The organism is Bacillus sp. G16 (assembly GCF_021282335.1).
Taxonomy (GTDB): domain Bacteria; phylum Bacillota; class Bacilli; order Bacillales; family Bacillaceae; genus Bacillus; species Bacillus inaquosorum.
Window position 1 is genome coordinate 1 of the sequence record NZ_JAJSOZ010000014.1, and the last position, 15,843, is coordinate 15,843.

The following is a 15,843-nucleotide window of genomic DNA, read 5'->3' on the forward strand; positions in this document are numbered from 1 at the left end:
ACTTATATTCATACATGACTGTATAATCCTCCAGAAATTTATTGGAATTGTTACCTTGTTTTTCTATTATGATAAACTTGAATCCACAAATAGAGAGCGCAGCCTATTAATAGTATTGGGAATTGCCACCCTGTATTTCCGTTATTAAAATAATCTATTAATGACCATATCAGTAAAGTGATAGTATAAAAACTAAATGCTATTCTGGCGGCTATGCCCGATTGGTGTTTTTGCATCTCATCCATTTTCTTCATAAGAACCTCTCCCTTAGTTTTTTTTGACATTATAGTTGAAAACTTTGTCTATTCCTATATTTAATGCGTGGGCTATAGAAAAAGCCAGACTTAAAGTCGGGTCATATTTATTATTCTCAATTGCATTAATGGTTTGCCTGGTAACATTGCAGAGCTTAGCCAAATCATTTTGTGAAATATTAGCTGCTGTTCTAAATTTTTTAATATTGTTATCCACTAAAACCCTCCTTAAATTCTTTTTATTCTTATTTTAAATCTTCAAATTTATATATTTATTTTAAATAATATATGTATAAGTGTCAAATGTTTTTTACACTTTTGGATGTTAAGGTATATTTTTTGTTTTTGCAAATTTGACCATTAAGTTGTTTATACAAAAAAATGGCTTGCAGTATAACTCTGCAAGCCTCAGGCTGTTGAGAAAATCTCAACGTCTTTTATTTTTCCTTAAAAATATCCATTCTCTGTAATAAAATAAAAGAAAGACTTAAAAGGACGGTGTCTTTCTCATGTTCCACACAAGAAATTCTTCTCAAAACGCAGCCGAATTTGTTTTTCTCGAACAACTTGTCGAAGAGGATCATCTGCTTCGAAAAATTGATAAATACATAGACTTCTCTTTCATTATTGAAAAGGTTAAACCATATTACAGTGAAAACAAAGGCCGCCCCTCACCTTGATCCGATAATTTTATTCAAAATGATGTTTATCGGATATCTCTATGGTGTCCGTTCAGAAAGACAGCTCGAGAAAGAAATTTACTATAATATGGCGTACAGATGGTTTATCGGATTGAACATAAACGATCCAGTTCCGCACCACTCAACCATCAGCTGGAACAGACGCACACGTTTTAAAGATACAACCATCTTTCGAGACATTTTTGATGAGATTGTTCTTCGGGAAATCAATCAAGACATGGTGAGCGGACGTGTCCTATTCACCGATTCCACTCACACCTTAAAGTCAAAGCCAACAAGCATAAATACACAAGAAAAACAATTGAACAGGATACACAAAACTATATCAAAGATTTAAATGAAGCTATTCAAGAAGATCAGGAGGAACACGGAAAAAAAGCCACTAATGGTTAAAGAGGAGGTGAAAGCTGAAAAAGAGATCCGTCACAGTACAACTGATCCGGAAAGTGGATATCTGTATCGGGAAAACAAAACAGAAAGAAGGATCACCGAACAACGGATATGAAACATAACATTATCACAGACGCCTATGTCACGCCTGGAAACGTCCATGATTCTGTGCCCACCTCGACCGATTAGAACACCAAATTGCACGATTTGGTTTTCAAGTAGAAGCCGTCGCCCTTGATTCCGGATATTTTAACGACTCCGATCTGTAAAGGATTATCTGACCGGGAAATCTTTGGTGTGATTGCACATAGACGTTATCACCCTGCCAGAGGCTTGTTTCCAAAATGGAAATTTCATTATGACAATGAACAAGACAGATACATTTGTCCAAATCAATAAACACTTACATACTCAACAACTGACCGAAAAGGCTACCGGTTATATAAATCAAATCCCCTGAAACCTGTTCCGGATGCCCATTGCTTGAACAATGCACAAGATCAAAGAATAGCTAGAAGGTCATCACCCGACATGTATGGGAGGACCACAAAGAAAAGGTCAGACAAACTCGTTTGTCTGTTTTAGGAAAAAAACTCTACAAAAAAAGAAAAAATAGAGCGAAGCTTTGCATATTCCAAACAACTGCATGGGCTTCGCTATTGCAGGTTGAGGGGAAAACGGAATTTAAGTGAACAAGTTCTCCTCACAGCTGCATGTCAGAACATGAAGAAGATTGCCACATACCTAGCAAATCAGGGGTAGGAATGTGGGAGCTTTTTTTCTGTATCTAAAAATCCGAGAACATCTAACATAAACAGCAGAAAAGAAAAAAGCTTGTAGAAAAAACGTCGTTTTCTCTACAAGCTGACCACCGGTAAAAACCGGTTGTTTTCATTAAATCATTCCTCGCTGTGCAACTTCAATTTGGTGTGTAGGTGCATTTGCAATATTCGTTGCGATGAAAACAGTGCTTAGGGCCAGACAAGAGAGTAATAGTTTAGACTTCAATTTCATACAATCTCACTCCTCCTTGAATAAGTTGCCTTACTTGTTCCACCTTTAGGAAATAAGCAGAAGCTTTTTGAAAATTTTCACGTTCATGATAATATTTTGCCACATCAAGAGCGAAATCTTCAAGATCAGCATACAACATTTTACTTTCGAGGAAATCAAAGAAACTTTGAATTGCTTCTTCATCAGGGCCTGATAAGTATAAAGATTTCAAAAATTCAAACTCCGATAAATATATTGAATCTCCGGCCTTTTGAGAATAAGCCATTCCCTTACTATGATATGCATGGGCTTTATCCATTTTTCCCATTTTATAATGAATTTGTGTAATTAAAAAATAGGCTTGGGGCAGGGAAGGAATAATATTAGATTCTTCAAAAACAGCTATTGCTCTTTTGAAATATGTTACGGCATCCTCATATTGGCTTTGGCTGTTTTTACAAAGCCCGATGTTGTACAATGTTCTTCCCATTAATTGGGGCTGATTCTCAGCTTCCGCCATAGAGTAAGCTTTTTTAAAATGTGATATGGCATCCTCATATTGTTTCAGATCTAAGAAATTGGTAGCAAATAAAGAGTGGCACTGAAGCAATCTTATATTATAAGCTTCATGTTCTTTGTATATTTCATATGCCTGCCGTGCATAGTCCATTGAAAAATACGTTTGTTTCATATAGTAATAAGACTCAGACATTTTAAAGAAAAACTCTGCCTTCTCTATTCGATCCTTAACGAATATCAACTTGCTTTCGGCCTTTTTAAAAAATTTAATAGCCGACAGATATTCCCGCTGGTCCAGTTCATACATGCCTCTGAAGAAATTAAAGTAGTACTCAAGCAGCCCAGTTAAACGAGCCTGTTTTTTATCAATCTCAAGCAGCAGATCAGACAGTCTCGGCTGTTCCTCGATCCGCATTTTTTCTAGCGGTTCAAGGTACTCAAGCATCAGGTTGTGCCGGAATTCCATCAGTGAATAGTACAAATGAAGGTCTTGATCTTCTTCCATTTGATCCAGCTCTTGCCTGATTTCTCTTCGCAAATATTCTGCATCGGGTATGCTGAATCGGCGTATGTACATATACCATTCGTTAATCTTTTCTCCGACGGAAGAAGAAGATATGACACCTGTCACGTTTGTAAATCCCTCCCTTCATTATTCTATATATGTCATATTTTATCATTATCATTCTTGAGAGAAGCGCAAAAAAACCGCAATTTTTTCTTTCGTTACACCGCATGTTGGAGGAAATACTTTCGAAAAACCACTTTTACCCTCGGCAATTTGTACAAGCAAACACATTCACCTTCCATATTCTGTTGTATCTGCGTGAGCAGTGTATTTCTGAAAAGGAAGTGAAGGTATGAGAAAAAATAAGCTTTCCTTTAAAGAAAAAGCAGGAGTCGCACAAGAAGAATGTTTATGTTTTTGTGAGGAAGAAGCTAGCCGTGAAGCTATGTTTCAAGCGCCGATTGAATTGCCTGAGGGGTTTGTCGTTGATCCGGCTGAGGCTGTTGCAAACGTCACATGGAATGCAGACAGCCTTTCTTGTGTCAGTGAACGCTGTTTAATTCAAACGGGGCCTGAGCCTGATGAGGTCGGTGTTCAATTTGCAGTACGCCTGCAGGGGACCGTTACGCTTCTTGTCAGTGTCTCACCTGTACGAAATCAATATGGACAAGGGAATGGGGCTGTTTCTGTCATTCACAATGTAGAGATCGATCAAGTCGTCTATTACTCTGATGAACCGGATGATTGCCCGAATCTCAGTGACATCACGATCGAGAACCTTGTTGTCGTCCCGCCGTTTTACGGCAGTCCTTTATCAGTAACAGGAACGATTGTGCTTGTACCGGAACCGGAACCTGTTTATGCGTTTACAGCGAATCCAGATGCTCAATCGGTTTCTGTGATTGATACAAACACTCATGCCGTGTTCACAACGATTGCTCTACCGTTCGAGCCGACAGGTATTGAAATAACCCCGGATAAAAGCTCTGTGTTTGTCTTGCATTTCAACAATAATATGATTTCTGTCATTGATTATGACACATTGACTGTTAATACATCCATTCTGCTAGATCAGCCGCCTGAAACAATTAAATTTGTGCCTGAACATGATTTTGCCTATGTTCTCGCCGGTAATGCCATTTATGTGATCAGAATAGAAACGTCAACTGTAGAAAGGTCTATTCCTGTTGAAGGGTATGATATTGCAATTGATCCCAATGGGTTGTTCGCCTATGTTCTTGATTTTGGTTTAGTGCAAAAAGTGGACTTATCTACCGGTGAAGTTACAGGAACGATTGAACGAGAGCTTATTGTAAATTCCATAGAAACAAAGCCGCCGGAGCGATTTGCCTATGTATTAGAAGAAGATCACTTCTTCAATTATTTGACGATTATTGATTTAAATACCTTTACGATCAGTAGTACCCAAGAGCTGGAGTATGAAGGTGAGTATCTAATGTTTACGAGCGGATCAGAGGTGTATTTGTTTGATGGTTTCACTCACAATCTATATTCCGTCAGTCCAGGTGGTGCAGACGTAATAGGAAATCTTCCACAACAGGGAAGTGACTTTGCGTTTACCCCGAATGGCGAATTTCTGTATGCAACTCATTTTATAGAGCAAAGCATTACTGTTTACAACACCGATGATTATTCTGTGGAAACTGTCATATCTCTTGGGGTTTCACCGAGTGCCATTGCGATTTAACCAGATGCATGTTGTGCATTTTTAAAAGGACGTGAAATTATGAAAAAAAATGATCTTTCTGACTTACAGGAAAATTGTTTCTGTTTTTGTGATGAGGAGATCAGCCGAGAAGCGCTGTTTCAAGTGCCGATTGACATTCCTGAGGGGTTCACTATTGATTCTGCCGAAGCAGCTGCAGCGGTTACGTGGAGTACAGACAATTTGTCCTGTATCAGTGAGCCTTGTTTAATCCAGACTGGGCCGGAACCAGAAGATATCGGTGTTCAATATGCTGTGCGTCTGCAAGGGACCGTTACGCTTCTTGTCAGTGTCTCACCTGTAAGAAATCAATATGGACAAGGGGACGGGGCTGTTTCTGTCATTCACAATGCAAAGATCGATCAAGTCGTCTATTATTCTGATAACCCGGATGATTGCCCGGATTTCAGTGACATCACAATCGAGAACCTTGTTGTCGTTCCGCCGTTCTACGGCAGTCCTTTATCGGTGACGGGGACGATTGTGCTTGTACCGGAACCGGATCAGCGATCTTACGTGTTTACTGCAAACACTGGAGACGGCACAGTTTCGGTCATTGATACTGACGTGAATACTCTTGTAAGTACCATTTCTTTATCTGATATCCCGACTGATCTGGGTGTTACCTTGGATAAAGCGTATACGTATGTTCTCCATAGGAATGCGAATCTTGTATCGATCATTAACAACGAAACATTAACGGTTACACAAACCATCCCTCTTGCAGGAGCCCCAAGAAAAATCCAGTTTGAAATTGGGGGCGAATTTGCTTATATTCTCGCAGGGGGCAGCTCCATTTATGAAATTAATATTTCCTCGCAAACCATTACCAATACATTCACGGTGTCCCCCGCTGCGGACGATTTTGCCCTGGACCCTAACGGACAGTTTTTCTATACGACCAACTCTGGATTTTGGGTCGTTAATAAATATGACATCAATACAGGGCAGCTGATTGATAGTTTAAGTAACTTTGAAACACCAAATCTTATTGAAACCCCGTTAATAGGGGATTTTGCTTATCTGGAAAATGGTGAGCTAAGGCCGAATGTCGTTTCTGTGATAGATTTGACAACATTTAGCGAATCTTCACAAATTAACAGACTGTTTGACGGTTTAATTACAATTGTTTTTTCTGCTGACGGGACTCGTGCGTTTTTCCTTGAGCCCTATTTTGAGGTATTTCCGGAGAATCTCACTGTCGTAGATACAGCGCAGCATACCTTTATAACAACTGCCTCTCTCCCTGGCGCCTCTGACCTCGCCGTAACGCCGGACAATCAGTATATTTATGCAGCACAGCCCAACGACAATACCGTGACCGTGTACCGCACAAGTGATTATACAGCTGTGACGGTGATTCCTGTTGGGGCCGGTCCGTCTGCGATAGCGATATAGCTCATTTCACAGGTCGAGAGAAGCAGAGCTGCGATAAGACAATCGTTTATAAATAAATGACCCGATCTGCTGGATGGCTGCCAGGATGATCAGAAACAGCAGTTCACTTATGGTAAAACTGAGCATCCACCATATTCCGGCTCCTGTCAGCACTCCCACAAGCACTTTTCTGAACAGGGTGCCATGCTGGAATAGCTGAAGCAAGTATGTTCGCATATAAAACAATAAATACAAAACAAGCAACACCGCAAGTCCCATTGAAACGGCAGGGGGCGTGTGAAAACGGAAAGGGACGGCTTTGACGATTTCGAACATGCAGCCGAATATGATGACTTGGCATAATACAGCAGCCATCACGTATGCTTGGCGGACGTTTTTATAGCTGTCACGCAGCGATTTGACATCGTCGGCATAACGGCTGCACAATCTGTGATGCTGGAAGTCACAGCAGCTTTGATGAGACTGTGTGAGTTTCTGAAAGGCTGCTGTCATGTTTTTTACGGATTGGGTGACATAGTGAAGATAGAGAAAAGCGGGCAGCATCAGGACGGAAGCGATACAAGCCAGCAGTCCGAGCCGCACAGCATCATTGTTGATCATCTTTACATATTGGGCAGCGGCTTCGGCGAAGGTCTGAACCCAGCCGAAGGAATACGCCGCCATACCAACGAGCAGCAATAACACGGTAAAGACAGTGCTTTTTCTCATTGTCCAATCGCCTCTTTCTGTGAAACGTGAATGACCGCTTTTTTAGAAGATCCCAATACATCAATGAGAGACATGAAATCCTGGACATTCATATCGTGAATGGCGCGGTACAAGTCGAGAAATGAGCAATCGAACCGTTCACACTCGGCCGCCCATTCAAAGCATTTACGCACATAATCGCTGTCATAAATGATCGCGTCCGTCAAGGAGTCCTTGCCGTATTGGAGCCAGGCCGCAATTTGTTTTTTCTGCTGTCTGACATAGTAGGAAGCGACATCGATATAAGCCGAAGAATGCGCCCCTTGGCTGTGAAGGATCAAAAAACCGCCATCCTCATACATGTGAGCCTCGGCTGACAAGCGATCGATTTCCAGGCGGTACGTTTGCTGAATTTCTTGAAAAAACGGCGAACCGAATTGAAATAGAATACGAGACGCGATGTCCCAATAAAGCTTTAACGTCAACAGATCATTTTGTCCGGGGAGTGCGCCGATTTGCAGTCCAGTCCATGTGTCTCCAGGCCTTTCCTCATCACCCAGCACCTCTTTTTGCGAAAGGGGTGGAGGGTACGCGGGGATCATTTTTCTATCTGCTTTATGATCTGGACGCTTTTCCAGCCGGAGGTGAGGAGGCAAAAGGGTTTCCGCATCTTCTGAGCCTCCAATCAAAAACAGCGTCATCCGCTGGGGCTTGTAGGCAGCCTTGTAGGCTTTCTGTAAATCACGGATGTCCAGCGCCTCAATGTCCTTGATTCTGCCTGCAGGGAAGACCGCAGCTGGTGAGGCGGGAGAAAGCATGCTGATCAGCTGGTAATGGTAAGAGAGCTGATGATTGAGGTGTGCTGTTTGAATTTCATTTGTAATCACAGCTTTTTCCTGAGTGATCATCTGCTTGTCAAATGAGTGGTTCGATAACGCATCAAGCAGGATGGGGATCGTCTGTCTACACCGATCCGGCAATGAGGTAAACATAAAATTGGTATCGGTGTAGGTAGTGAACGCATTTAAAAGCGCGCCATGAGCAAAGAAATCACTGTACAGATTGCGGCCGTTATGCCAGAAGAGAAGATGCTCTAAAAAATGGGCTGTGCCATATGGGAGTTGCGTGTCGCCGGATTCTGCCTGTAAGCGGACATCCCGGCTCCCAAAATCGATTTTCACATTGCACAGCCGCAGGTTTGCGCGGGGAAATTTCAATCTGAATATTTTCAGTCCGCTGTCTGTGTATCTGATATCGGTTCGTTCATCCAGCTGTTGAAAAAAAGCTTTCTTTTCCATCTCTTCATCCCCTTACTACATGAGCTCCGATATAATTGATAGTCGCTATGAATTCCAACACATCACGGCACGTAACCTCTGAGATGCCATCCAGCAAGTCTTCCTTCGTGCAGGAGAAGCGGCGCAGAATCCCCATATAGGCCAAAAGTCCTTCTGGAGAATCGAATTGCAGCAGCATTTCATTGCGTAAAAATTGCTTTGCCTGTTCTAGTTCCTGTTCATCCGTTTGAAAATGTGAGACAGCTTCCAAAACGCGCGGGGGAATTTCTTTCTCATGAAGCTGATCCGTACATATTGAAACAAGCAGCAAATTGTTCATGATGTCGTATCGGGTGATGACGTGATAGACTGCCAGATCCTTCTCGCGAAAATGCTTGAATAAAGCGGAATGACCGTATTTTCCGAGCAATCCGTCTATCAGCTGGATTTTGATATAATCGCTGGCGTCTTTCATCTCCCCGCAGTCAAACCCGAGTGTCAAGACGGAAGGGCCTGCTTCGCTGCGTGTCTCTGTTTCAAAAACATGCCGGTTCACGGGTATTCTTCCGGCCGTCATGGCAGACGTTTGCTGGGCATGTCCCGGAACATCACAGGCTTGTACGTGTCCTAATATGTTCAGCTGTTTTTGCTGGGACAATAAATCAACGATGAAGTCCGTTGCGTCGAGAAACCGTTTAGGATGGATCGCCTGTATCTTGTTTTTCCGGCCAAACATGGCTGTACCGTACATTGGGTTTCCGAAGGCCTCCTCCGCCAACCGGGCCGCCGAGTAGGAGAAGGGGTCAGCGAATTTTTTTTCGATCTTCAGCAGCAGCTCATTCCTTGCCCTTTCAACAGCTTCGGCTGAAAGAGAAGAAGGGAAGGATATGTCTGCAAATGTCTTCAACAGGGCATCAACATGAAGACTCTTGTCATATAACGGGTGAATTAAACGGGTTCCGCAGGTTTTCAGCTGCTGGTCAAAAAAGAGATTCGCTGAATACATAAAGCGGCTGCCGGCAGCATAACCGAAAGCGTCAATGATTTGCTGCTTCAGGTGTGCGGCGGCGCCGTAAAAATAGATTGTTTCTTCTTCAGGTTCCGCCGCGCTTTCGATTGGCTTCAGAAAGCTCGCGGCGATTGAGATTGTTGAAAATTGATGAGTCTTCAGCAGGTTAACTTCTAAGCCGTTCTCTTTTGCTTGTATCAAAGAAACCACCATCCTGTTTTTGCAGGTAATAGACTATGATCAGCCCGGCAATCGGAATAACCGCCAAGGAGACAGCGGTGCCGGCTAATGTGGCTAAGAAAAGAGGAAGACAAAATAGATAAGACCGGTATTTTGAGAAACCGCTCCAGAGCTGCTGTTCCGTCTGCCAGCTGAAGGACGGCCTTTTTTCATCCGCGGTTAACCGGATAAACGCTCCCGCCAGCAGCAATTCCATACACTGTACAAAAGTGAGAGCTGAAATCGGACGGCTGCTGATGAAGCCCACAATGATAGCGACAAGGAGAAATCCGCCTGCCAATAGGCCTGAATAAAAGCGGTATTTCGCCCAAAACATCGTTCTTCGTTTAATCGGAAGCGTGATGAGCAGCATCCGATCGTTTTTTTCAATAGAGTACAATAGGGCGATCGGCGAGCAGATCAGCAGAAGGGCGGAAATCACAATATAAATCACTTGCTGATTGAAGATGCCGGTATTCATCATCTGGAACGAAAAGAATCCGCTGAACGCCGCCATCACCACGTAATTTAACAGCATCGCTTTAGAGGAGATAAATCGGTTCCATTCCCTTTTGTAAAACGAAAATTCAGATCTCCGCAAAAAAGAATGCATCTTGCTCTGCTGCGGAGGCGCCTGCAGAAAGACAGGAAAGTCAATGACCACCGCCCATAGCATATGAACCGCACATAGCGGGATCGTAACGGCCGGCATAAAAGCGGCACTGAAGCATACACAGGCGAAAACGGCTGCATGCAGCAGAAACATCCAGTTCTTCTTTTTGACAAAATGGTTGCTTAGTACTACACCGAATATTATTGAGTAAACGGTAAAAAACGAAAATCTGCCAAGCCAAATGAACGTTTGCGCCCCTGACAGCGTTCCGTTTCCAAATAAGAACAGCGGTAAAATAAAAAAGAATAATGTTCTTCTCAAACAGGTGTCGATAAACAGAACGACACTCTGGGCGAGCCAAAAGCTCCGTGAAGAAATCGGCAGCAGGCAGCTCAGCTTCATATAAGATTCCTTCCATTGAGATGTCACAGAAAGAAACACCATATATGCGTTCATCAAAAGAAGCGCGAGTATGATATATGTTTTTCCCAACACCGATTCGTCAATGCCGGCCTGACGGATCAGCCCGATTTCAAACACAGCGAGAATCACAAGCCCTGCGGCAATGCGAATGGCGTCCTTTTTCCCTTGCCGGCTGTAAAGCTGTTTGAACAGCAGAGACATGATGGGGAATATGTTATTCATGGCCGATCACCTCGAAAAATTCCCGCCGCAGATCGGTCTCCTCACCAATCGGAATGACCTTTTGGATCTGCTTGTTGTGAAGAATGGCCGCATAATCACAAAATCTCTGCACGACATCGAGCAGATGGGAAGAAAACAGAATGGTTCCGCCTGCCTCACAGTACTCGCGCATTTTTTGATAAAAGACTTCTATCGATTCCACATCCAAACCGACGAGCGGCTCATCTAAAATAAACAGGGGAGCCCGCAGCAATAAGCCTGTCATCAACACAACCTTTTGCCTGTTCCCCAAGGACAGCTCCGCAATTCTCCTGTTGGTGTATTTGGAAAAATGAAAGGCCTCGGCCAAACTGGTAAACTGCTGTTCTGAAAAATCCTTTTGATAAAGCGAGTGAACGAAAGACACATAGTCCTTCGCCGTAATTTCTGTAAACAGCAGCGGATAATCGGCGGCGAAGTAACGGTGAATCTTCAGCTGATCTGATGTTTTCTGCGGCATGCCGGCCTCTGCTTCAATGCCGCACAGCGTAAAGCCCCCGCTGAAATTACGGTTCACCCCTGTCAGCGTATTGATCAGTGTCGTTTTTCCGGCGCCGTTTACCCCAAGCAATCCGTAAACAGCGCCTTTTTCTAAATGTAAATCCACGTGTTCTAAGATGACGTTGTCCCGTTCATACCAAACGGAGACATCGTGTATATCCAAAATGCTCATCGCGAGTCAGCCTTCCGCGCGCGCATCCCGAAAAGAATGGCAATGGCAATGAAAATCAGCGTAAATAAATAATCGCTTTTGACAAAATAGACGACTGCGCCGATGACAAAGATAAATGAAAGGATATACAGTAAAATTCTTCTTTGTGCTGGTGACAAATCGTTTCCCTCCTAAATAAGCTGGACCACGTCTTCTAATTGTTCATTTTTCGCCCAGGAGCAAATGTTTTTCCGATGATATTTGTTAGAGTTCAGCCCTTTTAAGTAACAGCCTCCGCAATAGCCGCTGAACGGGCATTTGTCTTTCATGCAATGCTCGCTGAATCGCGGCGCCTGCGCTTGCCACAGTTTATGGACGAGAGGGGAGTTAAAGATGCTTTCATATGAATCATGAAAAATATTTCCCAATGAAAATTCCTTTGGAAAGAGCGCGCACGGACGTACTTCTCCGAACGGGCTGATCACGATGGATTTCCAGCCAGCGCCGCAATTTGCCGCGCGTTTTCTCTCATAAGGAATAATCGGAATCAGATCTTTAAACTCATCAATGATATTTTGCTCGTATTCCATAAATTTGCGGTGCTGCTCGGCATTTTTTGTGGGGTGGACGATATCTCTGCCTCTTCCGAAGTCATCAACCCAATTGTAAGAGAACGCCTTCGCCCCGAGATCCCGAACCTTTTGGGCCATATCGTGGATTTCCCACATGTTTTTTTCGAAAACGGACATGGCGACTCTGACAAATATCCCGTGGTCACTCAACAATTTTATCGTTTTACAAGTTTGGGCAAAAGAGCCTTTTCTCCCTCTAAAGGAATCATGGACCTCAGAATTCACACTATCGAGAGATATGCCGACGATGATTTTTTGCTTGTAAGTCTTCAACAGCTCAAGGCTCTCTTTTCGCATGAGTGTTCCGTTCGTTAAGACAGCAACCTTTTTGAACTTTTTGCATACATAGTCAAGAATCTCATTGGCGTTCGGATGGACAAAAATTTCTCCGCCCGTGATTTCGCATGTCAACACACCGTTGTCGAACAGCATATCAGCCGTTTTCTTGAATTGTTCAATCGACACGGTGCCGAGCGCTTCCGGCGAGCTTTCCAAATAACAGTGAGCGCATTTCAAATTACAGCGGTGCGTCAGCTCAAAGGTGGCGTGCAGCGGCATCGGAAATTCATTGCTTCCGCTCGTGGTGATTGTGTGGCGGCTGGCCCGATTTCCAACCTGGATGACCTGCTTGTTCAGAAGCATGTTGAGCATGTCGTAATACCAGTCCTTATGGTCCTCCGGTGATTCATCGTACACTGCGCATTGCTCCGCTAAAATCTGTTTAGCCGTTTTTTGCCCATCCATTCGCATGCAAAGCTCGTAAGCCGTTTTGTTAAGATCCAAATACTCAAAGTCAGAAATCGAGACATTATCGCGCAAGTAGTCGATTTCTAACACGCCGCCCTCGGGAAGCTGGTGAACTCTTACACTTTCATTAATAAATGGAAACATCTGCTCTATAAACAAAATACCATCCCCTCTACATATGATTCAAATGAAAAACGATTGTGTATGTATAAACCATGAGGTAGATTTAAGTTAAAAATTGTAATTTACTTAAAAAGGGCATAGTAGAATCACTATGCCCTTTTTGGAGAACCTTATCCCCATAGACCGAATAGACCTGTTGCACCGGCAATTTCAAAATCAGGGATAGGACCGTCCACTAGACAAGCGGCTCCGATCGAGCATGTTGCACAACCTTTGTTTTCTACAATAACAGCTTTTTTCATAATTGAATCCTCCCTTTTTTTTGTTTTTTCTAGCAGATCTATGTTGTACTTTTATGATAAAACTAATAAATTACCAATTCAATACATATATTTTGAAGAAAATGTGAAATGAAAACGATAGATTTCGGAAAAGTGTAACATTTCCTAAAGGTAATTAGTGATATGATTTTCTCTTCTAGTAAGGAAATGCTTTTTATGAGGTTTATCTTCAAATATGATGAGCAATGATGGTAAGATAGAAGCAGTTGAAGTTTACAAACTGAATGATTATACTATTCAAGTCAAAGTGGAATGATGAAAAGGACGTGTCAAAATGAAGCAAGAGACACCGATAACACTCCATGTGAAGTCTGTGATCGAGGATGACGGAAACCAGGAAGTCATCGAATTCCGCACCACCGGATTTTACTATGTAAAACAAAATAAAGTGTATCTATCTTATTATGAGGAACACGACTTAGGCAAAGTGAAAACGATTGTGAAAGTAAGCGAAGGCGAAGTGCTGGTCATGAGGTCAGGCGCTGTCAAAATGAATCAGCGTTTCGTAACGGGAGCTTCTACAATTGCTAAATATAAAATGTCATTTGGTGAGCTTGAGCTGAAAACAAGCACAAAATCGATTCAATCTGATCTCGGCGAAGAAAAAGGCCGTATCAGCATCGCATATGACATGCATGTCGGAGACGAGCAGCAGCATTTACATAATATGACGATCACGTATGAGGGAGGAACTCACGCATGAACATTGCGGAACAAATGAAGGACGTGCTGAAAGAAGAAATCAAAGCGGCCGTTCTGAAAGCGGGGCTGGCTGAAGAAAACCAGATTCCCAATGTCATTTTAGAAACACCGAAAGATAAAACACACGGCGATTATTCAACGAATATGGCGATGCAGCTGGCTAGAATTGCAAAAAAAGCGCCGCGTCAAATCGCTGAAGAAATTGTCGCTCATTTTGATAAAGGAAAGGCTTCGATTGAAAAACTAGATATCGCTGGCCCGGGTTTTATCAATTTCTATATGAACAATCAATATTTAACGAAGCTGATTCCGTCTGTATTGGAAGCAGGAGAAGCATACGGGGAAACGAACATCGGAAACGGTGAACGAGTCCAGGTAGAATTCGTATCAGCGAATCCGACGGGAGACCTTCACCTCGGCCATGCGCGCGGTGCGGCTGTCGGCGATTCCCTGTGCAATGTGCTTTCAAAGGCTGGTTACGATGTGAGCCGCGAATACTACATTAACGATGCCGGAAACCAAATCAACAACCTGGCGCTTTCTGTGGAAGTCCGTTACTTTGAAGCGCTCGGCTTGGAAAAAACGATGCCGGAGGACGGCTACCGCGGCGAGGATATCATTGCGATCGGAAAGCGTCTCGCTGAGGAATACGGCGACCGTTTCGTCAACGAAGAGGAAAGCGAACGCCTCGCATTTTTCCGTGATTACGGTCTGAAATACGAGCTGGAAAAGCTTCGCAAGGACTTGGAAAACTTCCGTGTGCCGTTTGATGTGTGGTATTCCGAAACTTCACTGTACCAAAACGGAAAAATCGACAAGGCGCTTGAAGCGCTCCGCGAAAAAGGCCATGTCTATGAAGAAGACGGCGCAACTTGGTTCCGCTCTACGGCGTTCGGCGATGATAAAGACCGTGTATTGATCAAGAAGGACGGCTCGTACACGTACCTGCTGCCTGATATCGCGTACCATAAGGATAAGCTTGACCGCGGCTTTGATAAGCTGATCAACGTTTGGGGCGCCGATCACCACGGCTACATCCCGCGTATGAAAGCGGCAATCGAAGCGCTTGGTTATGAAAAAGGAACGCTTGAAGTAGAAATCATTCAGCTCGTTCACCTTTACAAAAACGGTGAGAAAATGAAAATGAGCAAACGGACGGGTAAAGCGGTAACGATGCGCGACCTGATTGAAGAAGTCGGCTTGGATGCCGTGCGTTACTTCTTTGCGATGCGCAGTGCGGATACGCATATGGATTTTGACTTAGATCTTGCTGTATCAACATCTAACGAAAACCCTGTGTATTATGCACAATACGCACATGCCCGTATTTGCAGCATGCTTCGCCAAGGGGAAGAGCAGGGACTTAAGCCGGCGGCGGATCTTGATTTCAGCCATATTCAATCAGAAAAAGAATATGACCTGCTGAAAACGATCGGCGGCTTCCCGGAGGCAGTGGCGGAGGCGGCGGAAAAACGAATTCCGCACCGTGTCACAAACTATATTTATGATTTGGCTTCTTCTCTGCACAGCTTCTACAATGCAGAGAAAGTCATCGATCCTGAAAATGAAGAGAAAAGCCGTGCGCGTCTGGCTTTAATGAAAGCAACGCAAATTACGCTGAACAATGCGCTTCAGCTGATCGGCGTATCGGCTCCGGAAAAAATGTAA

General features: G+C 43.5%; 16 protein-coding genes and 2 pseudogenes. 5 read left to right on the top strand and 13 right to left on the bottom strand.

The genetic code is table 11. From position 1 onward, the window contains the following. Positions 1 to 50 precede the first annotated feature (50 nt). The gene (locus LWH95_RS16160; RefSeq protein ID WP_039075166.1) at positions 51 to 254 is read right to left on the bottom strand and encodes a hypothetical protein; all 204 of its coding nucleotides are present in this window, start codon (positions 252 to 254) and stop codon (positions 51 to 53) included. Between the two features lie 13 nt (positions 255 to 267). Beyond that, complete coding sequence (locus LWH95_RS16165; RefSeq protein ID WP_232919981.1) at positions 268 to 471, bottom strand: helix-turn-helix transcriptional regulator; 204 nt, start codon at positions 469 to 471, stop codon at positions 268 to 270. A gap of 292 nt (positions 472 to 763) precedes the next feature. Between LWH95_RS16165 and LWH95_RS16170 the strand changes: the two are divergent. Beyond that, positions 764 to 2,107, top strand: a pseudogene (locus LWH95_RS16170) (IS1182 family transposase). A gap of 132 nt (positions 2,108 to 2,239) precedes the next feature. On the opposite strand, the gene phrF reads toward LWH95_RS16170, so the two are convergent. Further along, positions 2,240 to 2,359 (bottom strand): phosphatase RapF inhibitor PhrF, encoded by a 120-nt coding sequence (gene phrF, locus LWH95_RS16175; protein ID WP_003222023.1) that lies wholly within the window; start codon positions 2,357 to 2,359, stop codon positions 2,240 to 2,242. Then, on the bottom strand, positions 2,343 to 3,488 hold the full coding sequence (rapF, locus tag LWH95_RS16180; RefSeq protein WP_232919982.1) for a response regulator aspartate phosphatase RapF: 1,146 nt from the start codon (positions 3,486 to 3,488) through the stop codon (positions 2,343 to 2,345). Before rapF ends, phrF begins: the two co-directional genes overlap by 17 nt. A gap of 229 nt (positions 3,489 to 3,717) precedes the next feature. On the opposite strand from rapF, the gene LWH95_RS16185 reads away from it, so the two are divergent. Then, complete coding sequence (locus LWH95_RS16185) at positions 3,718 to 5,073, top strand: YncE family protein (RefSeq protein ID WP_232919983.1); 1,356 nt, start codon at positions 3,718 to 3,720, stop codon at positions 5,071 to 5,073. Between the two features lie 39 nt (positions 5,074 to 5,112). Then, positions 5,113 to 6,489: a YncE family protein gene (locus LWH95_RS16190; protein WP_232919984.1), complete on the top strand. Its 1,377-nt coding sequence runs from the start codon at positions 5,113 to 5,115 to the stop codon at positions 6,487 to 6,489. Between the two features lie 6 nt (positions 6,490 to 6,495). Here the strand turns inward: LWH95_RS16190 and LWH95_RS16195 are convergent, their stop codons facing one another. The 9 genes and pseudogenes from LWH95_RS16195 to sboA all read right to left on the bottom strand — a co-directional run bounded on the left by LWH95_RS16195 (position 6,496) and on the right by sboA (position 13,434). Then, a complete protein-coding gene (locus LWH95_RS16195; protein WP_133485615.1) occupies positions 6,496 to 7,197 on the bottom strand; it encodes a bacteriocin biosynthesis protein AlbG in 702 nt (233 codons plus the stop codon). Further along, positions 7,194 to 8,474, bottom strand: a complete 1,281-nt coding sequence (locus LWH95_RS16200; RefSeq protein WP_232919985.1) for a M16 family metallopeptidase — start codon at positions 8,472 to 8,474, stop codon at positions 7,194 to 7,196. Before LWH95_RS16200 ends, LWH95_RS16195 begins: the two co-directional genes overlap by 4 nt. Before the next feature lie 4 nt (positions 8,475 to 8,478). After that, positions 8,479 to 9,675 (bottom strand): insulinase family protein, encoded by a 1,197-nt coding sequence (locus tag LWH95_RS16205; RefSeq protein ID WP_133485618.1) that lies wholly within the window; start codon positions 9,673 to 9,675, stop codon positions 8,479 to 8,481. Then, positions 9,629 to 10,939, bottom strand: coding sequence for an antilisterial bacteriocin subtilosin biosynthesis protein AlbD (albD, locus tag LWH95_RS16210; RefSeq protein WP_133485620.1), 1,311 nt, complete (start codon positions 10,937 to 10,939; stop codon positions 9,629 to 9,631). Before albD ends, LWH95_RS16205 begins: the two co-directional genes overlap by 47 nt. Beyond that, positions 10,932 to 11,651, bottom strand: a complete 720-nt coding sequence (locus tag LWH95_RS16215) for an ATP-binding cassette domain-containing protein (RefSeq protein ID WP_003235877.1) — start codon at positions 11,649 to 11,651, stop codon at positions 10,932 to 10,934. Before LWH95_RS16215 ends, albD begins: the two co-directional genes overlap by 8 nt. Beyond that, the gene (gene albB, locus LWH95_RS16220) at positions 11,648 to 11,809 is read right to left on the bottom strand and encodes an antilisterial bacteriocin subtilosin biosynthesis protein AlbB (RefSeq protein WP_003222006.1); all 162 of its coding nucleotides are present in this window, start codon (positions 11,807 to 11,809) and stop codon (positions 11,648 to 11,650) included. Before albB ends, LWH95_RS16215 begins: the two co-directional genes overlap by 4 nt. Before the next feature lie 12 nt (positions 11,810 to 11,821). Further along, the gene (albA, locus tag LWH95_RS16225; protein ID WP_100275374.1) at positions 11,822 to 13,168 is read right to left on the bottom strand and encodes a subtilosin maturase AlbA; all 1,347 of its coding nucleotides are present in this window, start codon (positions 13,166 to 13,168) and stop codon (positions 11,822 to 11,824) included. Between the two features lie 70 nt (positions 13,169 to 13,238). Beyond that, positions 13,239 to 13,346: pseudogene (locus tag LWH95_RS16230) on the bottom strand (bacteriocin-like protein SboX); the annotation flags it as partial. Then, complete coding sequence (gene sboA / locus LWH95_RS16235; RefSeq protein ID WP_003222002.1) at positions 13,303 to 13,434, bottom strand: subtilosin A; 132 nt, start codon at positions 13,432 to 13,434, stop codon at positions 13,303 to 13,305. The gene sboA and the pseudogene LWH95_RS16230, both read right to left, overlap by 44 nt. Positions 13,435 to 13,747: 313 nt before the next feature. Here sboA and LWH95_RS16240 point away from each other — a divergent pair, with 313 nt between their 5' ends. After that, positions 13,748 to 14,176 (top strand): DUF1934 domain-containing protein, encoded by a 429-nt coding sequence (locus tag LWH95_RS16240; protein ID WP_003235873.1) that lies wholly within the window; start codon positions 13,748 to 13,750, stop codon positions 14,174 to 14,176. Continuing rightward, a complete protein-coding gene (gene argS / locus LWH95_RS16245) occupies positions 14,173 to 15,843 on the top strand; it encodes an arginine--tRNA ligase (protein ID WP_133485622.1) in 1,671 nt (556 codons plus the stop codon). Before LWH95_RS16240 ends, argS begins: the two co-directional genes overlap by 4 nt.